The sequence below is a fragment of the Sorangium sp. So ce296 genome (genome assembly GCF_051529605.1).
In the GTDB taxonomy this organism is placed as follows: Bacteria; Myxococcota_A; Polyangia; order Polyangiales; family Polyangiaceae; genus Sorangium; species Sorangium cellulosum_D.
The window spans coordinates 1,810,076-1,835,278 of the sequence record NZ_CP150325.1 but is presented as its reverse complement, the minus strand read 5'-3'; the positions used below and the strand labels follow the sequence as shown (position 1 = coordinate 1,835,278).

Here is a 25,203-nt window from a genome sequence, read left to right as displayed (position 1 = left end):
ACGGGAGGGCGCGGCGCTAGTTCAGCGCGCTCTTGGAGGAGGGCGCGTCGAAGACGCCCTTCTCCTTCGCGGCGGCGAGCACGCGGAGCGCCGTGCGGTAGCCGCGCAAGACGAGCGGCTTCGCGGCGAACCGGTTCATGTAGCTGTAACGGCCGATCGCGGGCGCCACGTCGAGGAAGGTGACGCTCGGGTAGAGCTTGGAGAGCAGCTCGACACCGCGGCGCTCCTTCTCGGCCAGGAGGATGCTGAGCGACTGTCGGACGACGCCGGGCGCGCCGCTCCTCGCGATCGAGCGCTGCGATTCGTCGCGCTCCTCGGGGCGGTAGATGTTCGAGATGATCACGATGTTGGCGCCGGCGTTCACGGCCACGTCGGCGGAGAGCGTCCGGATCACCTCGCCGCTCAGGTGATAGCGGCCGTTGATGCGGTAGGGCCGGAACAGGCCGGGCACGCAGCAGCTCGCGGCCACCGCCTGGCTGATCGGCGTGGCCTCGTCGTAGCCCGGGCCGAACACGACGCGCTTGGCGCTGTCCACGTCGACCGCGGTGACGTAGACCGCGTGCGGCAGCTGCCGGAAGTCGTTGATCGGCAGCGTCCGGCGCACGTAGCGCTCGAGCCGATCGATCGAGAACACCCCCGAGCAGAGGTACCCCGGGTCGAGCAGATCGCGCAGGGCGGGCGCCCCGAAGAAGCTCGACACGTGGAGGCGAGGCCCGCGGTGTCGTCGCCTCCACGGCAGGCGGTACGCGTCGAGCAGCACGTCGAGCGGGATGTCCTGCCCGTACGTCGCGCTGACGAGCGCGCCGGCCCCCGCGCCCACGTAGATCTCCGGATGGATCCCGAGCTCCTCGCAGGCCTTCAGCACGCCGAGGTGCGCCAGGCCTCGCGCCGCCCCCCCGGAGCCAACGAACGCGATCTTGAGGCGGCTCATCGAGCCCTGATCTTGTCGGAGATGCGGCACGAGCGCAAAGCCTACTGTAGCTGGAAGTCCTCGAGCAGCCGATAGATCTTGAATCGCGGTCCGTCTCGCCGCAGCCACACCACGATCTCGTCGCCGAGCAGCCGGTCCGCCGCGATCCGCGCGGTCATGATCGGCACGCGGATCACGATGTCCTGGTCGTCGAGCGTCTCCGGCTGGATCGCGGGGTGTTGCGGCGTCGCGAGCACGTCCTCCGCCCGGAAGATCTGGAGCTCCGATTCGCGGTAGACCGGCTCTCCGGCGAGCTTTCCGTACTCGAGCCGCCGGAACCGCTGCTCCCAAAAGAGCCCGGCGCTCGGCGGCTGCCCCGATCCGCCGGAGCCGGTGTGGATCGCGAGGGCGTCGCGCGTCAGCAGCTCGCCCAGGGCCTCGCTGTCCTCGGCGATGATCCGCTTGAAGAGCTCGGCCACGACGTCCAGCGCCAGGCCGACGCCGAGCGGCGTCCGGAGGGTCACGACGCTGTCCCTCACGTCCGCCTGGTTCGCGGGTAGCGGCGGGACGCTCGCCAGATCGATCGCCACGCCGTCCGGACGGCGACGATCGTCGGGGAGCTCGGAAGCGGCGGGGAACGAGGCCGGGCCCCCCAGCCCGCACCCGAGGAGGGACGAGCCGATGAGCGCCGCGAGGATCAGCGAGGGGAGCGCCGGCGGCGCTCGCGAGGTGTCGGGGACGCCGGCCGGCGCTGCGTGCGCCGCGGCCCGTTGCGGGCCGTGGGGGCGTTCAGATCGGCTCGATCGCTGGAGCATCGGCGCGCGTGAACGTCACGATCGCACGCTCGCCGACGTGGGTCCACCCCGCGGGGCACTGGTCGTCGTCGAAGTCCGACGCGACGAGCGTGAGCCGGCTCGCGGCGTAGTCGGGCATGCGCATGCGGCCGAGGCCGCCGTCGCTCAGGAGCCGCTCCATGTCGTCGCTGCCCTGGTAAATGCGGTACGCCATCGGCGTGCCGCCGTGGGCCGCGAGCAGGTACTCCGGGTTCGTGACCACGATGTTCATCGCGCTCGGCCCCGCTCCTTCCTCCGCGCAGAGCCGATCGACGAGCGCGATGGAGGACCGGAGCGCCGCCCGCGCGCTCGCCGCGTCCACGTTGGGCCGATCGAGCTGGCCGCTGTCGTGGAGGAACGAGAGGAACAGGTGGAAGAGGATCTCGCTGTCCGTCTCGCCGCGGACGTCGCGCTGGAGGAACTGCGGCAGCGAGTCGCTGAGCTGGCTCCGCAGTCGGGCGAACCCTTCGACCGTGCCCGTGTGGGCGAACAGCCACTGCCGGTAGCGGAACGGGTGCGTGTTCTCGGTGCGCAGGCTGCCGACGGTCGCAGCCCGGACATGCGCCACGAGGATGTCGGCGCGCACGTCCTTGGTCATGTCGACCAGGCTGATCTCGGGTCGATCGTCGATCGGCCGGCGCTTGAGGAGAATCTCTCCTCCCTGGTAGAAGCCGACGCCCCAGCCAGGGATCACGCCCTCCTTTCGGCGAACCGTGAGGGCACGGTCTTCAAGCTCGATCGCACGCGCGCCGAGATCCGGACGGTTACCGATGAAGCCGACGAGACGAGCCATAGCTTTGTCCTCGCGAGTTAGGCCGGGGGGGCGGGGGCAGGGTCCGGCTCGCCGGTAGAGCGCTCCCTCATCTGCAAGCAGGGGTGGCTCCGTCGGTCGGCCGAGTGAGCGTGGGTCGCGCGTTGCGCCCTATACTTTCTTGATACGACAGAGTCGCCCTGCAAGCGGAGCAAAAACGGATCCCCAGCGGCGACGCTCGTCGCGGGCACGGCCTGACCACACTGCCCGCCGCTCGTCTCGGCGGTCGCTGGTCGCGTTACCTCTCACTCATGCTCCTCGCCGCTCCTCGCCGCACCGCGCGCTCCCACCCGCTCCTCCTCCCCGCCTCCAGCGCGCAGCGGCGAGCCTCATCTGCTTCTGCGCGTCGGCTCGTCGCGTCGGCGCCGTGGCGCATCGCGCCGTGGCGCGCGCCCTCCAGCGCTCGGCCGCCCCGCCGGTAGCTCGCGCCGGCCTCGCGGCGTGCGGCCGGCACACGCGGTTGCTGCACAGCGGGCAGCGGCGCAGCGGCGGTCGCGCAACGTTTGCGGGGCAGAGCGCGGCGGGGCGAGGTCGGCCCCGCGCGGCGCGCGAGGTGAAGGTGAGACAGCGCGGCAGCCAGAAAACCGGCAGGATCTCTGACGCGCGGCACTACGGCGAGAGCCGATTCAGCATCCGCGGGAACGGTATGGTCTCGCGCACGTGGGGCAGACCGCAGATCCAGGCGACGCTCCGCTCGACACCCAGCCCGAAGCCCGCATGCGGGAAGGTGCCATACCGGCGCAGATCCAGGTACCAGCTGAACGCCTCGGGGGGCAGCTTGTGCGCCTCGATTGCCCGCTCGAGTGTGGCGAGATCGTCCTCGCGCTGCCCGCCCCCGATCACCTCACCGTAGCCCTCCGGCGCCAGGACATCGACGCAGAGCGCGAGCCGGTCGTCCGTCGGATCGCGCTTCATGTAGAAGGCTTTCACCTGGGCCGGATAGCGGTGGATCATGACGGGGCGATCGTACCGGCTGGAGATGATCGTCTCGTCCTCGCCGCCGAGATCCTCGCCCCAGGGAAAATCGGGAACTCCAGCCTCTCCAGCTGTCTTGCGTTTCTCCGCGCGCGCCTCGTTCAGGATGGCGACGGCCTCGTCATAACGGATGCGCGGGAACGGCTTCTTGACGGCCTCCAGCTTCGCGACGTCGCGCTCGAGCACGGCGAGCTCGGGCCGGCGCCGCTCGAGGACGCGCTCGACGATGAAGCAGAGGAAGTCCTCCGCGAGGTCCATGTCGCCCTCGAGGTCCATGAACGCGACCTCGGGCTCGACCATCCAGAACTCGGCCAGGTGGCGGCGGGTCTTCGACTTCTCCGCGCGGAACGTGGGCCCGAAGCAGTACGCCTTCCCGAACGCGGCCGCCGCCGCCTCCATGTAGAGCTGCCCGGACTGGGTGAGGTACGCCGGGTCGCCGTGGTAGTCGGTCTGGAACAGCGTGCTCGTCCCCTCGCACGCGTTCGGCGTGAAGATGGGCGCGTCGACGAGCGTGAACCCCCGCCCGTCGAAGAAGTCGCGGATAGCCTGGATGATGGTGTGACGCACGCGCAAGATCGCGTGCTGCCGCCTCGAGCGCAGCCAGAGGTGGCGGTGATCCATGAGGAAATCGGTCCCGTGCTCCTTGGGGGAGATGGGGTACTCGCCCGTGGTGGGGCCGAGCAGGCGGAAGCCGGACGCGACGACCTCGAACACCCCGGCGCGCTTCGGGTGCGCCTTCACCTGGCCGGTGACCTCGATCACGCTCTCCTGGGTGACCTTGTCGGCGGCCGCGAAGACCTCGTCGCCGACGTCGCTCTTGGCCATCACGCACTGGACCGTGCCGAAGCCGTCGCGCAGCTCGAGGAAGTGGAGCTTGCCGCTCGAGCGCTTGTTGTAGAGCCATCCGCGGAGAACGACCTTGCCGTCGACGTGCGCGCTGAGGTCGCTGGTAGCGATCACGGGCGAGTCCTGCATGGGAGCCGGAAATAGCACGGTTTAGTTGCGGCTGACGCCGGCTCCGGCCAAAAATGGCGCCATCGTGGCCCTCCGAAAGCCTCGCGCGCTCTGCATGCCTGCGTTGTCCAAGCTGCTCGCCGCAGGGGGCAAGCTGCTCGCCGCAGGGGGCGTCCTGCTCGCCGCGGGGGGCTGCTCGTTCCTCTATCCGGAGCTCGCGACCCGGCTCCGCGAGCCCCCGCCAGAGCAGGAGCTGCACCCGCCCCCGCCTGAGGACGTCCGGTGGCTCCGGGTCGTCCGGGCGAGGATCCCGGAGCGCACCCGGGACGGCCGAGCCTGGGATCCCGAGGTGGGAGGCCTCCCCGACCCGTATGCCCGCGTCCTGGTCAACGGCGAGGAGATCTTTCGGACCAAGGTGCAGGAGGACACCGTCGACCCGACGTGGCCTGACGGCCCGAGCGGAAACTTCCGCATCTCGCCCGAGGATCGGCTCCGCGTGGAGGTCTGGGAGTCGGACGCCCTCGTCGACAAGCCGATCGGGGTGCGCGACATCGGCCGCCCGACCGACACGCAGCGCGCCGCCGGGGAGATCGAGGTCGAGCTCGACGGGGGCGGCTGGCTCACGCTGGCGTTCGAGCCGGCCCACGCCAAGCTCGGCCTCGGCTTCTGGTACGAGCTGCACTCGGGCTCTGCGTTCATCTCGCGGACCGTGGAGGGCGGGCCCGCCGAGCGCGCCGGGCTCCGCAAGGGCGACGAGGTGCTCGAGATCGCGGGGCGGCCTGTGCGACAGCTGTCCGTCGCCGTCATCCGGGGCGCGTTCGACGCCGCGCCGCGCGCCGGGCTCGTGCTCCTGGTCAAGCACGCGACGGGCGCCACCGAGCAGCTCAGGCTCCACGAGGGCCCCATCTATCCGCTGTTCGACCGCTTCGCTGCCGCCGAGTAAGGAAGCCAGCGCGCCGTGAAGATCCCGCCGTTCGGGCTCACCACCCAGGAGATCCGCGAGGAGCTCGCCCCCCTGCGGAACGACTTCTCGATCGCCGTCTGCCGCGCGAAGAACCCGTTCAACATCGGCGCCATCATCCGCGTCGCGCACTCCTTCCTGGTGCGCGAGATCTTCCTGATCGGGACCGAGCCCTATTACGAGCGCGCCTCGATGGGCATGCAGAAGTACGAGACCATCGTCGAGTGCCCCGACGAGGCGACCTTCCTCGAGGCGGCGCGCGGCCGTCCCCTCATCGGCGTCGAGCGCGACCACGCGCGGCGGACCCTCTGGGAGGCGCCGTTTCCGCGCGGGCTCGTCTTCCTCTTCGGCAGCGAGGACGACGGGCTGCCGCCGGCGCTGCTCGACGCGTGCGAGGACGTGGTCGCGATCCCCATGTACGGGATCAACCACTCGTACCCGGTGGCGATCGCCGCGGGCATGACGATGTGCGAGTGGGCTCGGCGCCGCGACCCGCGCGGCGGCGTCGGCCGCGCCGGGGGCTGAGGCGCGCTTCCGCGGGCCCACCGCGCGCGAGGGGCCGCTACTCGCGGGAGCGCTCGAAGACGAGCAGCTCGCCCAGGAGGGCGTGGTCGAGCGTCCCGGCAGCGCGCATCCCGAGCTTCTCGATCACCCGGAGCGACGCGCGGTGCCAGGCCGGCGTGGTGGCGATCACGCGCCGCACGCTCGCCTGCTGCAGCGTCCAGTGCAGGACGGCGCGCGACCCCTCGGTTGCGTAGCCCTGGCCCTGGGACCTCCCCTCGACGCCGTAGCCGATCTCCACGGTGCCGGTCTCGTCGGGCCGGCCGTTCAGCACCACGCTGCCCACGACGACGCGCCCCTCCTGCCCGCGCGTCACCATCAGCCGCGTGCCCCACAGGAAGGCCTCCGGATCGTCGCGCAGCCGGTCGAGCGGCGAGCTGAAGGCGCGCTCGACGAGCGCGCGCCCGGGCCAGGCGTCGGGGAAGCGCGCGCCGGACAGCGCCTCGGCCTCGAGGCGATCTCCGCGGATGACCGCCTCGAGCAGGGGCAGCGAGACCGGGGTCAGCTCAAGGCGCTCGGTAGTCAGGGTGCTCATCGCGAACCTGCGCGGATCAGATCACGCGTCGCGGCCTGCCGGAAGTCGAAATGGAGAAGGGCCGGCTTCCCCAGGAGGAAGCCGGCCCTCACCCGACGGGCTTAGCTGCCCGCGCCGCGATCAGAAGTCGTGGCCGTGGCCCGCGTGGGCGCCGCCGGCCGCCGCCTTCTCCTCCTTCGGCCGCTCGGCGATGAGCGCCTCGGTGGTGAGCATCAGGCTGGCGACGCTGGCCGCGTTCTGGAGCGCCGACCGGACGACCTTGACCGGATCGATGACGCCCATCTCGAGCAGGTTGCCGTAGTCGCCCGACGCCGCGTTGTAGCCGAACGAGTCCTTGCCCTCGCGCACCTTCTGCACGACGATCGAGCCCTCCTCGCCGGCGTTGGCGGAGATCTGGCGGAGGGGCTCCTCGATGGCGCGGCGGATGATGTTCACGCCGAACCGCTGCTCGTCGTTGACCTGGATCTTCTCGAGCGAGGTCTGCGCGCGGATGAGCGCCACGCCGCCGCCCGGGACGATGCCCTCCTCGACGGCCGCGCGGGTCGCGTGGAGCGCGTCCTCGACGCGGGCCTTCTTCTCCTTCATCTCGGTCTCGGTCGCAGCGCCGACCTTGACCACCGCGACGCCGCCCACGAGCTTCGCGAGCCGCTCCTGGAGCTTCTCGCGGTCGTAGTCGCTCGTCGTGTTCTCGATCTGGGCGCGGATCTCCTGCTGCCGGGCCTTGATCTTGTCCTTCTTGCCCTGGCCGCCGACGATCGTGGTGTTGTCCTTGTCGATGATGACCGTCTTGGCACGGCCGAGATCGCTGATCGTGACGTTCTCGAGCTTGAGGCCGAGCTCCTCCGCGATCACCTGGCCGTCCGTCAGGACGGCGATGTCCTTCAGCATCTCCTTGCGGCGATCGCCGAAGCCAGGCGCCTTCACGGCCGCGCAGTGCAGCGTGCCGCGGAGCTTGTTCACGACGAGGGTCGCGAGCGCCTCGCCCTCGACGTCCTCGGCGATGATGAGGAGCTGCTTCTGGCTCTTGGCGATCGCCTCGAGCACGGGGAGCAGGTCCTTCATGTTGGAGATCTTCTTCTCCGAGATGAGGATGTAGCAGTCCTCGAGGTTCGCCTTCATCGCCTCGGGGTCGGTGACGAAGTACGGCGAGAGGTAGCCGCGGTCGAACTGCATGCCCTCGACCACGTCGAGCGTCGTGTCGGCGCTCTTGGCCTCCTCGACCGTGATCACGCCCTCCTTGCCGACCTTCTCCATGGCGTCGGCGAGGAGCTTGCCGATCGTCTCGTCGCCGTTCGCGCTGATCGTGCCGACCTGCGCGATCTCCTTCGCGTCCTTGGTCTGCTTGGCCGAGCTGTGGAGGTGGCCGACGATCGCCTCGACCGCCTTGTCGATGCCGCGCTTGATCTCCATCGGGTTGTGGCCGGCCGCGACGAGCTTGGAGCCCTCGCGGTAGATCGCCTGGGCGAGCACCGTGGCCGTGGTCGTCCCGTCGCCGGCGATGTCGCTCGTCTTCGAGGCGACCTCGCGGACCATCTGGGCGCCCATGTTCTCGAAGCGGTTCTCGAGCTCGATCTCCTTGGCGACCGTCACGCCGTCCTTGGTGACCGTCGGCGAGCCGAAGCTCTTCTCGATGACGACGTTGCGCCCCTTCGGGCCGAGCGTGACCTTGACCGCGTCGGCGAGGGCGTTGACGCCCGCGAGGATCATGCTGCGGGCGGACTCGTTGTAGATGATTTCTTTGGCTGCCATGGTGTCTCTCCTAAGTTCCTGCTATCGCCCGCGTCACTTCTCGATCACGCCGAGGATGTCGTCCTCGCGGAGGATGAGGTGCTCCTCGCCGTCGATCTTCACCTCGGTGCCCGAGTACTTGCCGAAGAGGACGCGATCGCCCTCCTTGACGTCGAGCTTCCGCACGGTACCGTCCTCGCCGACCTTGCCGTTGCCGACGGCGATGACCGTGCCCTCGATCGGCTTCTCCTTCGCGGTGTCCGGGATGTAGAGACCCCCCTTGGTCTTCTCTTCTTCCTTCACGCGCTGAACGATCACGCGGTCCTGGAGCGGTCGAATCTTCATCTTTGCGAATCCTCCGGGGACGAGCGGCCGCGTCCCACGAGACGGCAGGACCCAGACGGCCTGCCTGAGCAGCCGCAAGGTCCCATACGATTGCAGTCTGGGCACTTTGCTAGCACTCACCTCAGGGGAGTGCTAGCGGGCGCGCCGAAGATAGCCACCCCCTCCAGGGTGTCAAGCGCGGGTCTGCCCGGCATTTCGCGCGCTGGCAGCCAGGCGCCCGGGTGGCTGTAAGTCCTGGAGATTGCAGGGGAAGGTGCGGGGCGTGCGGCTGGGCTTGGCCCGGTCCCTCGGCTAAAGTGAGCGTATGAGGGCGGAACTGCGGCTGCACCGTGACGCGACGCCCTCACGGTCTCCTGCCCGAGGGAGGCCGACAGGACGTGTCTGGTTGACCTGAGCGCGTGGTGGCCCGGGTTACGTCGGTATCCAGGGTGCCCGCGCAAGTGAGGTGCCCCCGTGAGCCAAGCGATCTCTGTGTCCCCGAGCATGACCCGCTACTTCCAGGAGGTTGTGGACGAGGCGCTCCGAGTTCGGAACGTCGCCGCGACCGAGGCGGCGTCGAGTTACCTGGTCGGTCTGCTTTGTGCCTTCGCTCACCCGGACGAGCACGCCGAGTCCACCTTCAACCAGCCCCTGACCTTTCTCCTGCGCGACGCCCTGGAGGCCACCGGCGCCGAGCGCTTCCGGCGGCTGCGCAACCTCGGCGACGGCGTCCTCTACGTGGTCGGCTTCTTCGGCGGCCACATCGAGCTCAAGGGCATCGATCGACGCTACGTGGTCGGGGTCGGGTCGACAGCCTACCACCACGCCGCCGCGATGCTGCGCCTCAACGCGCGCGGCGGCCAGGGCCCCGACGTCCTCGCGGAGATGGCCGAGAAGTTCGAGCGCTTCGTGAGCGTCTTGAACGATGTGGCCGACGGCACGCTCGCGTCCGGCGCTCGCGATGAGCGCTCGGTGCTCCGGCTGTACGAGCGCTGGGTCCGCACCGGCTCCAGCCGGCTCGCCGACGAGCTCGGGGCGCGCGGGCTCGTGCCGAGCCGCGGCACGGGCGGGCTCAACTGATGCGGGGCGCGACCTTCCCCGCCCGGATCCAGCAGCACCTCGCGCGCACCTACGCGCTCGACGACGCCCCCGCCGTCGACGATTTCATCCGGCCGACGGACGGCGGCGCGCGCGAGGCGCTGCTGATCCGGCACGCGGACGGGGACATTGAGGTGGCGCTGCACCTGCCCGCCCGCGCGATCTCGCGCGGGCGGGAGGGGACGTTCGACGAGATCTGCCAGATCGTCGAGGGGGTGAGCCACTTCCTCTATGTGGCCGAGCGGGCGCGCAGGGAGCTCCCGGCGACCCAGCTGGAGCTGGAGCTCCAGGCCGAGGTGGACAAGTACGTGCTGCTCGTCCACGGCGGCCTGGCCGAGGAGGTCGAGCTCCCGGGCCCGCCGCTCCGGCGCCGCCACGAGGCCGCGCCGCCCGGGCCAGCGCGCTTCGAGCCCGAGCGCGCCGCGCGGATCCGCGCCCACCTGTTCGACCGCGTCACCTTCATGGATCCGCCGGGCACCGAGACCGGGGATCGCTACCGGATCGCGAACGACCTGGCGGCGCGGTTCGTGGGCCGGCTGGAGGCCGAGTTTGCTCGCCGGGGCCGGTACGCCGAGCTGCTCGCCGCGCTGCGGCGCTTCTACGCGGCGGGACAGACGGAAAAGATCGCCCTCGCGCGAGCGGCGTGATCGCGGTCTCGCCGGCGCTCGGGGTCGCCGCGGGAGGGCGGCTCCGGGCGCGCGTCGCGTCCCCGCGGGCTCGTTCTCTCTTGACCGGTTCGCGCGCACGTACTCTCATCCGCATCCACGATGCCTTCCGCGAGCATGACGCCGCCCCGTGTGCTGGTGGCCGAAGACGAACCGGCGATGTTGAGCCTCGTTGCGCGCCACCTGAGGAACCTGGGCTTCTCCGTGATCGAGGCCTCCGAGGGCGATGCCGCCTGGGAGCTCGCGCGCGAGCACCAGCCGGACCTCGTGATCCTCGACGTGATGATGCCCGGCATGAGCGGCTGGGAGATCTGCAAGCGGCTGAAGAGCGACACGTCCGACGGTCGGCCGTTCGCGAGCACCGGCGTCATCATGCTCACCGGGATCGGCGAGAACCTGAACGAGATGACGTCGCCGCTCTTCGCCGCCGACGCCTGGCTGAACAAGCCGTTCGATTTCGCCGACCTCGACGCGCGGGTGCGCGAGACGCTCGCGCGCTACGCGAAGCCGCTGCCCGACGCGAACGGCAGCAAGGGCCAGCCGAGCGCAGCGGGTGAAGAGCGCGAGGAGGAGCAGCCGTCCGGAGAGCGCGCGACGGGGGCGAAGAGGCCCGCGGCGAACGGCGCTGCGACGGGCAGGGCGGCCGCGAAGACGTCCGCCGCGAAGAAGACCGCGGCGGAGCCGGCTGCGAAGAAGGCGGCCGCGAAGCCCGCCGCGAAGAAGACCGCCGCGAAGCCGGCGGCGAAGAAGACCGCCGCGAAGCCGGCGGCGAAGAAGACCGCCGCGAAGCCGGCGGCGAAGAAGACCGCCGCGGCGAAGAAGCCGGCCGCGAAGCAAGCGGCGCCCAAGAAAGCCGCGGCGAAGAAGCCGGCCGCGAAGCAAGCGGCGCCCAAGAAAGCCGCGGCGAAGAAGCCGGCCGCGACGAAGAAGGCGGCCGCCAGCAAGGCGGCGCCCAAGAAGAAGGCGGCGAGGTAACCTGGCCGGGACGCCCGCGCCGTGCGCGGGCCCGGTCAGGTCGTTTCCACCGAATCCGTCGAGCGCTCGTGCTCGTCTGCTGGCGCAGCGGCGCCGGGGATCCATCCGGTCGTAACCCGGAGGGAGCGCCCTCACACGCTCCCGGACGCGCGATCGATGCGGGCGGTCGCTGAGCGCCGAGGCTGGCCCGCGCGGGAATGATCGGGGTTCGCCGCGCGTCATGCCCTCACGCGTCGCGCGCAGCCTCCCAGGAACTTTCGGGCGCCCGACCCATCAGCAGGTACAATGCTGCGACGTTTCCTCTTCGAGGGGCCCCGCGGGGGGCGCCCGGAACGCTGGGCACCGTGAGCGACTCTCGCACGAAGCATCTGGACCGTATCCGCAGCGCCGCGCGCGCGGTCGAGCTGCGGCTCCGGGTCGGGCGCGCGCTGCGCGCGCTGCCGACCGCGCTGACCCTCGCGCTGGCGATCGCAGCCGGGACGCTCGCCGTCCACAAGGCGCTCCCGGCGCACCTGAGCGAGCCGCGCGCCCGGCAGCTCCTGCTCGGCGCGGGGCTGCTCGTGCTGGCCACCGTCGCGCTGGCGATGCTGCGCCGCCTGCCCCCCCGCGCCGGGACGGTCGCCCTCGACCGGCACCACGGCCTCCACGACCGGCTGACGAACGCCCTCGCCTTCGACGCGCTGCCCGCGGCGCAGCGGACCGCCCTGATGGAGGCGGCGATCGACGACGCCTGCGAGCACGCGGCCAGGCTGCGCCCCGCCGGCGCCGCGCCGCTCGCGTTCCCGCGCGAGCTCTGGGCCTCGGCCGCGGTGGGCCTCGGCGTGCTCGCGGTGGCGCTGCTCGAGGTGCGCACCCCGCGGAAGCAGGCGCCCGTCGCGCAGACGATCGACGCGCTCGCGATGTCGCCCGACGACATCGAGCTCTTCAAGGACGCGGCCAAGGCGCTCGACCGGCAGGATCAGAGCCCGGAGATGAAGTCCGCGGTCGAGCGGTTCAACCAGCTCATCGAGGACATCGCCAACAAGCGCCTCGATCGGACCGAGGCGTTCCGCCGCATGGAGGCGCTCGAGCGCGAGCTCCTCAAGGGCGCCGAGGCCGACCTGAAGGCGCTTGAGGAGGCGCTGAAGGAGACCGGGCTCGACCTCAAGAGGAGCGACCTGGCGAAGGGCGTGGGGGAGTCCCTCGAGAAGAAGGATCTCGAGCAGGCGAAGAAGGAGCTGAAGCAGCTCGCCGAGAAGCTCCGCGACAAGAAGCAGAAGCTCGACAAGGCCGAGATCGAGCGGCTGCGCAAGGCGCTCACCGAGGCGGCCTCGCGCCGCAAGGAGGCCCTCGCCGCCATCAACGAGAAGCGGGCCGAGGTGCGCGAGCAGCTGCTCAAGCAGAAGCAGAAGGCCTCCGCGAACGAGCAGCGGAAGTCCGAAGAGGAGCGGCTCCTCAAGAAGAAGGAGCGCGAGCTGGAGCGGCTCGACCGCGAGGCCGAGCAGAAGGAGCGGACCGGGCGCCAGCTCGACCGGCTCGACCGCGAGCTTGCCAAGGCCGCCGAGGACCTGATGCGCGACCTCGGGATGTCCGCGGACGATCTCGAGCAGGCCGCCGAGGACATCAACCGGATGCAGCAGGAGGAGATGTCCGAGCAGGAGAAGGAAGAGCTGCGTCAGCGCCTCGAGGAGCTCCGGGAGCTCGTGCGCCAGCAAGGGCAGGGGGGCAAGCAGCGGATGGCGAGGATGCTCCGCTTCGGCAAGCGCGCGCGCGGCAACCAGGGCAGCGGCGAGGAGCCGCAGGGCCAGGGCCAGCAGGGGCAGGGCGACGGCGAGCAGGAAGGGCAGGACGGCCAGCAGGGCAAGGGCGGGCAAGGCCAGGGGCAGGAGCTGGTGATCGGGCCCGGCGGGAAGAAGATCCTGATGCCCGGCGGACAGGGTCAGGGGCAAGAGGGGCAGGGGAGCGGCAAGGGCAACCAGGGCGGCGGCAACCAGCCCGGAGGCGACGGCGCCGGCTCCGGCCGCGGCGGCGAGGTCGCGGGCAAGCGCACCGACCCGAAGATGGGGACCCAGGACGTCCAGGCGCAGGGGCTCGACACCCAGCAGGGGCCCTCGAACAGCGAGGTGATCCTCAGCGCCGCCGAGCGGGGCTTCAAGGGGACCGGCTACAAGAAGGTCTTCACGGACTACCACACGGTCGCAGAGCAGCAGATCAACAAGGATCAGATCCCTGATGGATACCGGTTCTACGTGAACCGGTATTTCCAGCTCATCAGGCCGCGCGAGTGAGTCGAGCCATCGGCTCGAGCGCGACCGCGCCTCTACAGGCGCTCCGCGGCAGCGGGCGCGAAGCAGGAAGCTATGGCCGAGAAGACGAAGGAAGCAGCGCGGGCCGAGGTGGACGAGTTCCGCGCGAGCATCGGAGAGCTGCGCGAGGAGGTGGGGAAGGTCATCGTCGGCAACCGCGACGTGGTCGACGGCGTGCTCACGTGCATGCTCGCGGGCTCGCACGCGCTGCTCGAGGGCGTGCCGGGGCTCGGCAAGACGATGCTCGTCCGCACCATGGCCGAGGCGCTCGACCTCCAGTTCTCGCGCATCCAGTTCACGCCCGACATGATGCCCGCCGACATCATCGGCACCACGGTCATCGACGAGAGCGCGGGCGGGCAGCGGTCGTTCTCGTTCCGCAAGGGGCCGATCTTCGCGAACATCGTCCTCGCCGACGAGATCAACCGGGCGACGCCGAAGACGCAGAGCGCGCTCCTCGAGGCCATGCAGGAGCACCGGGTCACGGTCTCGCGGCAGAGCTACACGCTGGAGGAGCCGTTCTTCGTCCTGGCGACGCAGAACCCCCTCGAGAGCGAGGGGACGTACCCGCTGCCCGAGGCGCAGCTCGATCGGTTCTTCTTCAAGCTGCACGTGCCGTTCCCGAGCCGCGACGAGCTGAACGCGATCCTGGAGCGGACCACCGGCACCGACGCGCTGGCGGCGCGGCCCGTCCTCGACAAGGCGCGCATCATCGCCATGCAGCGGCTCGTCCGCGAGGTGCCCGTGGCCAAGCACGTGCAGGACTACGCGGTGCGGCTCCTCCAGGCCACCCACCCCACCGAGGGCGACACCCTCGACGAGGTGAAGCGGTTCGTGAAGTTCGGCGCGTCGCCGCGAGGGGCGCAGGCGCTCCTGCTCGCCGCGAAGATCAGGGCGCTGTTCGAGGGGCGGTTCGCGGCGTCGGTCGACGACGTGCGCGCGTGCGCGCTTCCCGCGCTGCGGCACCGCGTGCTCCTCAACTTCGAGGGGGAGGCCGAGGGCGTGAAGACCGACGAGGTGCTGCAGGCCATCCTGAAGCGCTTGCCGGAGAGCAAATGAGGCGCCGCCGAAGCTAGCATGGGGCTCTTCGACGCGTTCAAGCGGGCCGCCGCGCCGCTGCGGCGGCTCTCCGCGGTCTCCGCCGGCGCCTCCGACGAGGATCTCTTCGACGACGAGTTCCAGCGCAAGCTCGACTACCTCGCGATGGTGAGCCGCCGCGTCTTCTCGGGCGCGATGCGCGCGGAGCGGCGGACCAAGAAGACCGGCTCCGGCGTCGAGTTCGCCGACCACCGCGACTACGCCCCGGGCGACGACTTCCGGTACCTCGACTGGGCCGCGTACCAGCGCTTCGACCGGCTCCTCATCCGGCTCTACGAGGAGGAGGAAGACCTCTCGATCTACTTCATCCTCGACACCTCGGCGTCGATGGCGTTCGGCGACGGCGCGAAGCTCAGGCACGCGAAGCGCCTGTGCGCGGCGCTCGCGTACGTCGGGCTCGCCAACCTCGATCGGATCGCGATCGTCACCGCGACCGACGAGATCAGCGGGCGCATGCAGTCGACCCGCGGCAAGGCGCGCATCTTCAGGATCTTCCGCTTCCTCGGGCAGGCGCGGGCCGACGGCGCGACCGACCTCGGCGAGGCGATGAAGACGTTCGTGGCGCAGCACAAGCGGCGCGGGCTCGCCGTGATCCTCAGCGATCTCTACGATCCGGTGGGCTTCGAGCGCGGCATCAACGTGCTCCGGTACAACCGGTTCGAGCCGTTCGTGCTCCACATCGTCGACCCGAGCGAGGCCCGGCCCGCGCTGCGCGGCGACGTGCGCGTCTACGACTGCGAGACCGGCGACGAGCGCGAGGTCACGGTGACCGCGAAGGTGCTCGATCGCTACGCCGAGGCGTACGAGAAGTACCTCGACGAGATCCGCCGGTTCTGCACGTCGCGGCAGGTGAGCTACTTCCGCGCCGACGTGTCCGTCCCCTTCGACGAGCTGATCCTGCGCGTGTTCCGCAGAGGCGGCTTCCTCCGGTAGCGATGCTGCACTTCACCGGCGTCCCGCTCGCGACCCTGCTCCAGATAGGCGCCCTCGCCGGGGCGGTGGTCGTCGTCTTCTACATCCTCAAGCTGCGCCGGCGGCCGGTCGCGGTCCCGTTCTCGAAGATCTGGGAGCGCGTCCTCCGGGACAAAGAGGCGACGAGCCTGTTCTCGCAGCTGAAGCGGCTGCTCTCGCTGCTCTTGCAGCTCGCGCTCCTCGCGCTGCTCCTGCTCGCGCTCGGGGATCCCCGCCCGCAAGCGAACCTCGTCGAGGGGCGCAACATCGTCGTCCTCATCGACGCGAGCGCGAGCATGCAGGCCGTCGACGTCGCGCCGTCGCGCCTCGAGCTCGCGAAGGAAGAGGTCAGGAAGATGGTCCGCGGCCTGTCCGGCAGCGACCGCATGCTGCTGGCCCAGATGGACGCGGCCGTCACGCCGCTGTCCACGCTCACCGGCGAGATCTCCGACCTGGAGGCCGCCCTCGCGGCGGTGAAGCCGACCGACGCCACGGCCGACTTCGCGCGCGCGCTCCGCTTCGCCGGCGACACCCTGAGCGGGCTCCCGTCGCCGGAGGTCATCGTCGTGAGCGACGGCGCGCTGGGCGAGCCGGCCGACGCCGGCGGGCCGGTGCGCCTCGGCGACGTCAAGCTCTCGTTCCTGCCCGTCGGCAAGGGGGCGCGGAACGCCGCCATCACCGAGTTCTCGGTGCGGCGCTACCCGCTCGACAAGAGCCGCTACGAGGTGATGCTCGAGGTCACGAACACGAGCGACGAGCCGCTCGACCTCGAGCTGTCGCTGCTCGGCGACGGCCAGCTCACGGACCTGACGCGCCTCCGGCTCAAGCCCAAAGAGAAGCTGCCCCGCTTCTACCCGAACCTCTCCGGCGCGTCGAAGACGCTCGAGGCGAAGCTCGCGCTCGCCGACGGCGGCTCGGACGATCTCCCGGCGGACAACCGCGCCTACGCGCTGCTCCCCGAGCGGCGCCGCGCGCGCATCCAGGTCGTCTCCGCGGGGAACATGTTCCTCGAGGCGGCGCTGCTCCTCGACGAGTACCTCGACGTGACGTTCGTCGAGCCGCAGCGCTATCCGGCGGCGTCCTCGTTCGACGTGACCATCTTCGACGGCGTGGCGCCGAGCGTCGCGCCGGGCAGCGGGAGCCTGCTCTACCTGAACCCGACCGGGACCAACCTCCCGTTCGAGGTGGGCAAGGAGATCCTCGACGACGATCCGAACTACGGCCTGGGCTTCGACGAGCTCGACGCGAAGCACCCGCTCCTGCGCTACACGGCGCTCAGCGACGTGAACGTCGCGCGCGCCCACGTGCTCAAGGGCAACAAGGAGGACAGGGTCGTCGGCCGGAGCCACAGGGGCCCGCTGCTCATCGAGGGGCGGCGCGGCGGCGTGAAATTCGTCGCGCTCGGCTTCGACGTCCGCGAGAGCGATTTCCCCCTCCGCATCGCCTGGCCGCTCTTCCTGCTCAACGCGATCAACAACTTCGTCGAGGAGGACACGAGCTACATCTCCTCGTTCCGCACGGGCGCCGTCTGGCACATCCCGGCGTCGTCGTCCGCGGAGTCGGCCAGCCTGGAGCTGCCCGACGGGACGAAGCGGGCGGTCCCGATCCAGGACGGGCGCGCCGTGTTCCTCGGGCAGCACGCCGGCTTTTACACGCTGCGCGTCGGCGCCCCCGGCGCGGAGGAGGTGAGCATGTTCGCCGCGAACCTCTCCGCGCCCGAGGAGAGCGCGATCGCCCCCGCCGCCGAGCTCAAGGTCGACGGGCGCGGCGCGGGCGCCGTGGGCGAGTTCAAGATCGGCGTTCGCCGCGAGCTCTGGGTCTATCTGCTCGCGGCGGTGCTCCTCGTGACCGCGATCGAGTGGTTCACGTACCACAGGAGGGTGACGGTGTGAGCGCGTTCACTGGCCGCAAGTTCCGCGTCGTCGCGTGGGCCATCACCTGCGCCGCCCTCGGTGGGATCCTGTTCTGGGCGTACCGGAAGTACGTCCTGCTGCATCCGGACCCGACGCTCACGTGGGTGCGCGAGGGGGTGAAGTACGAGCTCCTCAACCCGAAGATGCTCGGCGCGCTCCTGCTCGCGCCCTGGTTCGTCGGCGTCCTCGCGGGCTCGCTCGCCGATCTTCCTCTGCCGCAGCGCGTGCTGTCCGTGCTGCTGCGGATCGCCTTCGTCGCGCTGATCGCGCTCGGGCTGTCGCGGCTCGCGAGGACGGCGACCACGGAGAAGGTCGCCACCATCTACCTCGTCGATGTCTCGGAGTCCGTCACCGACGAGTCGCTCGACGACGCGCGCGCGGCGCTCGACAAGGCGTTCGCCGAGAAGCCGGAGGACGGCGTCATCAAGGTGATCACGTTCGCGCGGCGGCCGCGGCTCGTCGAGCGCGCCGCCGGCGAGGCGGCCGGCGGCGACGCGGAGCGGCGCGCGCCGGCCATCGGCCGCCACCTCGACGAGAAGGGGCAGCGCGGCGACCTCGGCGCGGGCTCGAACCTCCAGGCGGCGCTCCAGCTCGCCTACGGGCTGTACCCGCCCGGCTACCTGAAGCGCGCCGTGCTGATGTCGGACGGCGTCCAGACCGACGGCGACCTCCTCGCCGAGGCCAACCGGGCGCGCGACTTCGGGGTGCGGCTGTTCTCGATCCCGTACCGGCGACCCGCGCCGCCCGAGGTCGCGGTGCGCGAGCTCAGGATGCCGGACCGGGTCAAGGTCGGCGAGACGTTCGAGATCCACGCCGACATCTACGCGAGCCGCGCCACCAAGGCCCGCGCGCGGCTGTTCCAGGGGGAGGCGCTGAACGGCCTCGAGGGCATCCGGGATCTCGAGCTCAAGGCGGGGCCGAACGACGTCGTGTTCAAGAGCGTCGTGCGCATCGCGGGGCAGGTGACCTACGCGCTCGAGCTCGATCAGATCGCGGACGACAAGTTCAAGGAGAACAACCGGTACGCGACCACCATCGACGTGCCCGGGCGCCCGTCGGTGCTCTACATCGAGGGGACGCCGCAGCACGCCGGCCCGCTCTCGAGCGCGCTCACCGCGCAGCAGCTCGACGTCGACGTCAGGCCGCCGGCCGGCTTCCCCGGCTCCCTCAAGGAGATGGAGCGCTACGACTTCCTGATCGTGTCCGACACCCCGAAGGAAGCGCTCAGCCTGCAGGGGCAGGAGATCATCGAGAGCTACGTGCGCGATCTCGGCGGGGGGTTCCTCTTCGCCGGCGGCGAGTCGGGGTACGGCCTCGGCGGCTGGTACCGCACCACGATCGAGCGGATCCTGCCGGTGCGGATGGACAACGAGCGGAAGAAGGACATGCCGAGCGTCGCGATGGCGCTCGTCATGGATCGATCGGGGTCGATGACCGGGCTGCCCCTCGAGATGGCCAAGGCCGCGGCGAAGGCGACCGCGGGGGTCCTGTCGTCGGACGACCTGATCGAGGTCATCGCGTTCGACTCGGCGCCGACCCGGTACGTGAAGATGCAGCCCGCGCGCAACCGCTCGCGCATCGCCGGCGAGATCGCGCGCATCCAGCCGGGCGGCGGGACCGAGATCTTCGCCGCGCTCGACGCCGCCTACCAGGACATGACCGTGACGCAGGCGCGCAAGAAGCACGTCATCCTCCTCACCGACGGCAAGGCGTCCACGGGCGGCATCCGGGACCTCGTGTCCGCGATGATCGCCGAGTCGATCACCGTGACCACGGTGGGGCTGGGGAACGATCTCGACGAGCAGCTGCTCAAGATGATCGCCGACGTGGGCGGCGGGCGCTTCCACGCGGTCCCGGACCCGAACAACCTGCCGCGGATCTTCACCAAGGAGACCGAGATGGTGGCGCGCGCGGCCGCCGTCGAGGAGTGGTTCCCGGTCACGCAGGTCGGCGACGCGGCGTTCCTCCGCGGCATCGACGTCCGCACCGCGCCGAACCTGCACGGCTACGTCTCGACCAAGCTGAAGCCGCCGCCCGCCCAGGAGCTGCTCACGAGCGACACCGAGGAGCCGATCCTCGCGCGCTGGCGGGTCGGCCTCGGGTGGACGCTGGCCTGGACGAGCGACGTCAAGGCGCGCTGGGCCGTGGAGTGGCTCCGGTGGCCGGGCTTCGAGAAGTTCTGGGGGCAGCTCATCCACGAGCACATGCGCCAGAAGCACCGGCGCGAGCTCGACATGAAGGCCGAGATCGTGGACGGAGAGCTGCGCGCGTCCGTGGACGCGTTCGGGGCGGACGACCGGTTCGAGAACAACCTGACCTCCCGCCTCAGCATCATCGGGCCCGAGCCGGGCGGGGCGACGCGGGTGGTCGACATGCGTCAGACCGCGCCGGGCCGGTACGAGACGGCGCTCGCGCTGGATCGGTACGGCTCCTTCCTGCTGCGGGCGGAGCACCTGCGCGAGGCCGAGGACGGCTCGCTCCGGCCCGTCGCCGTCAGCTACGGCCACGTCTCGAACCCGTACCCTCGCGAGTACGCGAGCTTCGAGCCCGAGCTCGCGACCCTCGAGAAGGCCGCGACGTCGACCGGCGGCGCGGTCGATCCGACCGGCGTGGCGGCCATCTTCGACCCGGCCGGGGAGAAGGTGACCTTCCACGAGGAGCTCTGGCAACGGTTCATTTACGCCGCGATGGTCGTCTTCCTGCTCGACCTGTTCGTCCGGCGGGTGCGGCTCTTCGACCGGAAGTTCGTCGCGCGCCGCGGGCGCGGGGTAGGAGGCCGGAGCCTCCCCGCCGTATGACGGACCGCGGCACAGCCGAGCCCTGCATGAGCGCCGATCCCGCGTTCCGCCCAGGCGTCGCGCCCAGCGCCGGCGAGCGAGCGTCAGGTTGTCCCCGACTCCGCTGCATGAATCGCTGTGCCCCAGACCGCTGGTCCGCACCATTTCGCGACGCGAAGGGGCTGTCTTGGGCTAGTTTCCCCTTATAGACCGGTGGTAGAGGAGCCCTGGAAAGCAGCGAAGGACGTGAACGCGCTCGAGGCCTCCACCTCTCGGCCTCCGGTAGGTCGTCCGCTCATCATCAGCGGAGATCCGCTCGCCTCGCTCCGCGGCCGCGGGGCCTCGGTCTCGTCCACCACCGCCCTCGGCCGGCTGCTCCGCGAGTCGCCTCGGACGATCGCGGAGCTGCACGAGCAGGAGATCGCGCTGGGGATCGACGTGGTCCGGGCCCTCACGTCCGCGACGACGACGCGCGCGCTGGCGCCCATCGGCATGGCGTTCCGCGCCGCCGCGCTCACCGGGACCGCGGTCGAGCTCGCCACGGAGGCGGCGGGCGCGGCCGCGCGTCGCGTGGCGGTGGCCGGTATCCTGGGCCACACTGCCGCCGCGCCCATGGCCGACCGGATTGCGGAAGATTACGCGGTCCATGCGGCCAGGCTGGCGGCCGCCGGCTGCGAGATCCTCGTCGCGTGCGGCTTCGATCCCGTCCAGGCGGCGTGTGTCTCCCCCGCGGTCGCGCGGCTCGCGCGCCGCGCGGCGGTGGTCAGCGCCAGCACGACGCAGCTGGCGACGTGGGCGCTCGTGGAGCTCGACGGGGCCGGGCGCACCGCCGACGGAGAGGGGTTCGAGGAGGCCGCCCGGGGGGCGCTCGAGAGCGGCGCGGACGCGCTGCTCTTCGAGGTCCCGTCGGTCGACCTCGGGCTGAGCATTCTCCGGCGCCTCGAGGGCGTCGCCCACGAGGTCCAGGTGGGCGTGCTGCTCGGCGTCGAGCCCGCTACGGCCGACGCGGCCGAGCGACCGGCGCCCGCCGAGGCCTGCGACGCCTGGGCCGCGTCCGCGGTGCGGCTCATCGAGGCGGGCGCGCGAATGCTGGGGGGAGGGACGGCGACGACGCTGGCGCACCTCGGCGCGCTCGCGAAGATGCTCCGTACGACGCAACGCGCGCCCCTGCTCAGGCGCGCGCTCTAGGCGAGAACGAAACCAACCGGAAACGTGATGATGGCCGACGCAAGCCACGCGAGTGAGTCGAAGTCTCAACCGTTGAAGACGTTCGACGACCTGCTGTTTCCCTTCCACGAGGCTGTGAAGCCCGAGTCGCTCCACCGGATCGGCGCCGAGGCGGAGAAGTTCGGGGTCGACGCCAGGACGGGCGCCGCCATCCCGTACGAGGGCGAGCGGAGCGTCCTGTCCGTGCTCCAGGCGCTCGTCGAGCGGCACGGCTGGACGCCCGAGCACGAGACCCCTGGCGGTCCGCTGATCGCGCTCGCCCGGGCCGGCGCCTCGGTGACCCTCGAGCCGGGCGGGCAGCTCGAGCTGTCCGGGGCGCCCCTCGAGAGCATCCACCAGATCTGTCTGGAGATGAGCGGGCACCTCGCGGAGCTGCGCGACATCTCCGCCGAGCTCAATTTCGCCTGGCTCGGCATCGGGTTCCACCCGTTCGCGTCGCAGGCCGAGCTCTCCTGGGTGCCCAAGGCGCGCTACGCGATCATGCGGCGCTACCTGCCGACGCGCGGCGCGCACGGCCTCGACATGATGCGCCGCACCGCCACGGTGCAGGCGAACTTCGACTACGCCAGCGAGGAGGCGGCGATGCGCGCGCTCCGCGTGTCGCTCCGGCTCTCCCCGCTGGTGACGGCGATCTTCGCGAACTCCCCGTTCTACGAGGGCGCGCTGTTCGGCGGGCGGAGCTACCGCGCCAAGGTCTGGCTCGACGTCGACCCCGCGCGGCAGGGGCTGCTCCGCAACGTGCTCGAGCGCGGCCGCCGCTTCTCGGACTACGTCGCGTGGGCGGTGGACGCGCCGATGTTCCTCATCAAGCGCGACGGCGAGGTGATCGAGAACACGGGGCAGACGTTCCGCGACTTCCTGGAGCACGGCTTCCAGGGGCACCGGGCCACCCGCGCCGACTGGGAGATGCACCTCAACACGCTGTTCCCGGAGGTCCGGCTCAAGCGGACGATCGAGGTCCGCGGCGCGGACTCGCTGCCGGCCAACCTGGTCTGCGCGCTCCCGGCGCTGTGGACCGGGATCCTGTACGACGCCCGCGCGCTCGACGAGGCCGACGCCCTCTCGGAGAGCTTCAGGTTCGACGAGCTCGAGGCCGTGCGCCCGATGATCGCCGAGCGCGCGCTCCGCGCTACATTCCGCGGCAAGCCGCTCGCGGCGATGGCCGAGCGGCTCCTGTCGATCGCGTCGGGCGGCCTCGAGCGCCGCGCGCGCCTGAACAAGAACGGCAAGGACGAGCGCGCCCACCTCGAACGGCTCAGCGCGCTCGTCGCCAAGGGGCAGTCCCCAGCCGATGCTCTCGTCGATGGACTCAGCAACGACGACCCGGACCTGCGCAGCAAGATCCTCCATCGTGCGAGGATCTGAGCGCGGCTCGCCGCCGAGCAGGCGCGGGGCGAGGGGCGCACCCGGGGGAGGACGAAGGCTGGCATGACGCTCGTCTATCTCCTGGGCACCGCGCTCCTCGTGCTCCTCAACGCGTTCTTCGTCGCCTCCGAGTTCGCCATCGTCAAGATGCGACCGACGCGGCTGGAGCAGCTCGTGCGCGAGGGGGACGCGCGGGCCCAGCTCGCGCTCCAGATGTCGCAGCGGCTCGACGCGTACCTCTCGGCCAACCAGCTGGGCATCACGCTCGCGTCCCTCGGGCTCGGCTGGATCGGCGAGCCGGCGATCGCCCACCTCATCGAGCCGCTGCTCGCGCCGCTCGGCGCGTGGTCGGGCGTCGGCGCGCACGCCATCGCCGTGGGCATCTCGTTCATCATCATCACGGCGCTCCACACCGTGATCGGCGAGCTCGCGCCGAAGTCGCTCGCGATCCAGCGGACGGAGAAGGTCACGCTCTGGGCGGCGCGGCCGCTGCACGGCTTCTTCGTCCTGATGTGGCCGGTGATCTGGGCGCTCAACTCGATGGCGAACGGGTTCGTCCGGCTGTTCGGGCTCCGGCCGGCGGGCGAGGAGGAGATCGCGCACACCTCGGAGGAGCTCCGGCTGCTCTTGACCAAGAGCCCCGCCGGGCTCGACCCGGCGCTGCGCAGCATGCTCGTGCGCATCTTCGACCTGCGCCGGCGCACGGCGAGGCACGTGATGTCGCTCCGCTCCGACGCGGCGACGCTGCGCGCGAACATGACGATCGAGGAGGCGGTGCGGACCGTGGCGGACGCCGGGTACTCCCGGTATCCGGTGCTCGACGAGCAGGGCAAGAACGTGCTCGGCTACCTGCACCTCCGCGACCTGTTCGACGTCCTGAGCCACCGCCGCCGCGCGACGCGCGTGGCCGAGCTGCTCCGCAAGCCGATCTTCGCGCGCGAGAACACCTCGGTCGAGCGCCTCCGCCTCGAGATGCAGGCGCGCCAGGTGCCGGTGGCGATCATCACCTCGGCGTCGGGCGAGTTCATCGGGCTCGTCACGATGGAGGACCTCATCGAGGAGATCGTCGGCGAGATCCGCGACGAGAACGACGAGGAGGTGCCGCCCATCCACCGCCGCGGCGGCGGCATCGTCGACGTCGACGGCCGCGTGCTGCTCGCGGACCTGGAGCGCGACGCCCATATCGTGCTGCTCCCCGAGGTGAAGACCGTGGAGACCGTCGGCGGGTATATGCTCGGCCGGCTCGAGCACCCGCCGGAGGCCGGCGAGCGCGTCGAGTGCGAGGGGTACACGCTCGTCGCCATGGACGTCGCCGGCCGGCGGGTGCGCCGCGTCCGCATCGTCCCGACCGACGCGGCCGGGGGCGAGCGGTCGTGACGAGCGCCGCCCCCGACGCCGCGGATCCGCGCGCCGGCGCCGTCCGTCGGGGGCGCCGCCCGGGAGGGCGGTGCACGCCCGGGCGCGCATCCCGGAGCCGGGTGGTTCGGGGGCGAGCTGCACGCGGATCCAGGTACAAACTTCGGCAGACCGGTACTACGCTGGCTCCGTAAGTGGAAACGCTTGCAACTCGGATCTTGCGCGATGGCCCGCTGAACGAGCTCGATGCCGTCGGCTGGGCCATCCGGCTCGCGAAGAGGATCGAGGCGCTGCACGCCCTCGGCGTCGCGCACGGCGCTATCTCGCCCGAGTGCGTGCTCACGACCGCGGTCGATCGCACCTCGAAGGCCATCCTGGCCGATCTGCGGCAGACGCCGAGCCGCATCGCCTACCAGTCGCCCGAGCGCGTCGCGGGCGGGACGCTCTCGCCCGGCGACGACGTGTGGGCGATCGCGGCGACGCTCTACGAGGTGCTGACCGGGACGAGCGCGTTCGGCGGCGGGAGCGACGCCGAGACGCGGCAGCGGATCGCGAGCTCCTCGCCGGCGCCGCTCGCGGTCTTCGACGTCGGCGACGACGATCTCCAGCGGGTCCTCGACGACGCGTTCCAGCGCGATCGCTCCCTCCGCACGACGAACGCCGCCGCCTTCCGGCGCGCCCTCGAGGAATGGCACCCCGACCCCGCGGTGCGCACGCTGCTCCCGCTCGACGACGAGGACTCGACGAGCGACGAGGACGACGACGAGGTGCGGACGCTGATGCGCGTCGCGCCGCTGAGCTCGAGCCAGCTCGACGCGATCATCGCGCAGCGCGCGGCGGCAGCAGCGGCTGGGCAGCCGCCGCCGCCCCTCCCGCCCGAGCGCCCGCAGCCGCCCGCGGC

Annotated in this window: 20 protein-coding genes; 13 read left to right on the top strand and 7 right to left on the bottom strand. The window is 71.1% G+C overall.

The annotated features are described in order from the left end of the window. Nucleotides 1–16: 16 nt before the first annotated feature. From WME98_RS06965 to asnS, 4 genes are all read right to left on the bottom strand, one after another. Nucleotides 17–931 (bottom strand): patatin-like phospholipase family protein, encoded by a 915-nt coding sequence (locus tag WME98_RS06965; RefSeq protein ID WP_061627614.1) that lies wholly within the window; start codon nt 929–931, stop codon nt 17–19. 41 nt (nt 932–972) lie between these two features. Continuing rightward, nucleotides 973–1,725, bottom strand: coding sequence for a hypothetical protein (locus WME98_RS06960; RefSeq protein ID WP_437950571.1), 753 nt, complete (start codon nt 1,723–1,725; stop codon nt 973–975). Then, nucleotides 1,700–2,437: a class II glutamine amidotransferase gene (locus tag WME98_RS06955; RefSeq protein ID WP_236644106.1), complete on the bottom strand. Its 738-nt coding sequence runs from the start codon at nt 2,435–2,437 to the stop codon at nt 1,700–1,702. Before WME98_RS06955 ends, WME98_RS06960 begins: the two co-directional genes overlap by 26 nt. A 726-nt stretch (nt 2,438–3,163) precedes the next feature. Next, a complete protein-coding gene (asnS, locus tag WME98_RS06950; protein ID WP_437950570.1) occupies nt 3,164–4,504 on the bottom strand; it encodes an asparagine--tRNA ligase in 1,341 nt (446 codons plus the stop codon). Between the two features lie 94 nt (nt 4,505–4,598). Here asnS and WME98_RS06945 point away from each other — a divergent pair, with 94 nt between their 5' ends. After that, nucleotides 4,599–5,426 carry a PDZ domain-containing protein gene (locus WME98_RS06945; RefSeq protein WP_437950569.1) on the top strand — a complete coding sequence of 276 codons (828 nt, stop codon included), beginning with the start codon at nt 4,599–4,601 and terminating at the stop codon, nt 5,424–5,426. 15 nt (nt 5,427–5,441) lie between these two features. After that, on the top strand, nt 5,442–5,969 hold the full coding sequence (locus tag WME98_RS06940; protein ID WP_061627618.1) for a TrmH family RNA methyltransferase: 528 nt from the start codon (nt 5,442–5,444) through the stop codon (nt 5,967–5,969). A gap of 37 nt (nt 5,970–6,006) precedes the next feature. Here WME98_RS06940 and WME98_RS06935 read toward each other — a convergent pair whose 3' ends face one another. From WME98_RS06935 to groES, 3 genes are all read right to left on the bottom strand, one after another. Beyond that, nucleotides 6,007–6,540 carry a GNAT family N-acetyltransferase gene (locus WME98_RS06935; protein ID WP_061627619.1) on the bottom strand — a complete coding sequence of 178 codons (534 nt, stop codon included), beginning with the start codon at nt 6,538–6,540 and terminating at the stop codon, nt 6,007–6,009. A 120-nt stretch (nt 6,541–6,660) separates the two neighbouring features. Next, nucleotides 6,661–8,289 carry a chaperonin GroEL gene (gene groL / locus WME98_RS06930; protein WP_437332699.1) on the bottom strand — a complete coding sequence of 543 codons (1,629 nt, stop codon included), beginning with the start codon at nt 8,287–8,289 and terminating at the stop codon, nt 6,661–6,663. A gap of 33 nt (nt 8,290–8,322) precedes the next feature. Further along, the gene (gene groES, locus WME98_RS06925; RefSeq protein WP_020738934.1) at nt 8,323–8,613 is read right to left on the bottom strand and encodes a co-chaperone GroES; all 291 of its coding nucleotides are present in this window, start codon (nt 8,611–8,613) and stop codon (nt 8,323–8,325) included. A gap of 453 nt (nt 8,614–9,066) precedes the next feature. On the opposite strand from groES, the gene WME98_RS06920 reads away from it, so the two are divergent. From WME98_RS06920 to WME98_RS06870, 11 genes are all read left to right on the top strand, one after another. Further along, entirely contained in the window at nt 9,067–9,672 is a 606-nt protein-coding gene (locus WME98_RS06920) for a hypothetical protein (protein ID WP_437950568.1), read from the top strand. Beyond that, the gene (locus WME98_RS06915) at nt 9,672–10,337 is read left to right on the top strand and encodes a hypothetical protein (protein WP_437950567.1); all 666 of its coding nucleotides are present in this window, start codon (nt 9,672–9,674) and stop codon (nt 10,335–10,337) included. The genes WME98_RS06920 and WME98_RS06915 overlap by 1 nt, the downstream gene beginning before the upstream one ends. A 177-nt stretch (nt 10,338–10,514) precedes the next feature. Continuing rightward, a complete protein-coding gene (locus tag WME98_RS06910; RefSeq protein ID WP_437950566.1) occupies nt 10,515–11,330 on the top strand; it encodes a response regulator transcription factor in 816 nt (271 codons plus the stop codon). Between the two features lie 344 nt (nt 11,331–11,674). Next, nucleotides 11,675–13,597, top strand: coding sequence for a hypothetical protein (locus tag WME98_RS06905; protein WP_437950565.1), 1,923 nt, complete (start codon nt 11,675–11,677; stop codon nt 13,595–13,597). A 72-nt stretch (nt 13,598–13,669) separates the two neighbouring features. Next, on the top strand, nt 13,670–14,674 hold the full coding sequence (locus WME98_RS06900; protein ID WP_437332694.1) for an AAA family ATPase: 1,005 nt from the start codon (nt 13,670–13,672) through the stop codon (nt 14,672–14,674). 18 nt (nt 14,675–14,692) lie between these two features. Further along, nucleotides 14,693–15,646 (top strand): DUF58 domain-containing protein, encoded by a 954-nt coding sequence (locus WME98_RS06895; RefSeq protein ID WP_437332693.1) that lies wholly within the window; start codon nt 14,693–14,695, stop codon nt 15,644–15,646. A 2-nt stretch (nt 15,647–15,648) separates the two neighbouring features. Then, nucleotides 15,649–17,556, top strand: a complete 1,908-nt coding sequence (locus tag WME98_RS06890; protein ID WP_437950564.1) for a vWA domain-containing protein — start codon at nt 15,649–15,651, stop codon at nt 17,554–17,556. Further along, nucleotides 17,553–20,375: a VWA domain-containing protein gene (locus WME98_RS06885; protein ID WP_437950563.1), complete on the top strand. Its 2,823-nt coding sequence runs from the start codon at nt 17,553–17,555 to the stop codon at nt 20,373–20,375. The genes WME98_RS06890 and WME98_RS06885 overlap by 4 nt, the downstream gene beginning before the upstream one ends. A 225-nt stretch (nt 20,376–20,600) precedes the next feature. After that, nucleotides 20,601–21,542, top strand: coding sequence for a homocysteine S-methyltransferase family protein (locus WME98_RS06880; protein ID WP_437950562.1), 942 nt, complete (start codon nt 20,601–20,603; stop codon nt 21,540–21,542). A gap of 72 nt (nt 21,543–21,614) precedes the next feature. Continuing rightward, entirely contained in the window at nt 21,615–22,946 is a 1,332-nt protein-coding gene (locus tag WME98_RS06875) for a glutamate--cysteine ligase (RefSeq protein ID WP_437950561.1), read from the top strand. Between the two features lie 63 nt (nt 22,947–23,009). Continuing rightward, a complete protein-coding gene (locus WME98_RS06870; RefSeq protein ID WP_437950560.1) occupies nt 23,010–24,323 on the top strand; it encodes a hemolysin family protein in 1,314 nt (437 codons plus the stop codon). The last annotated feature ends 880 nt before the right edge of the window (nt 24,324–25,203 follow it).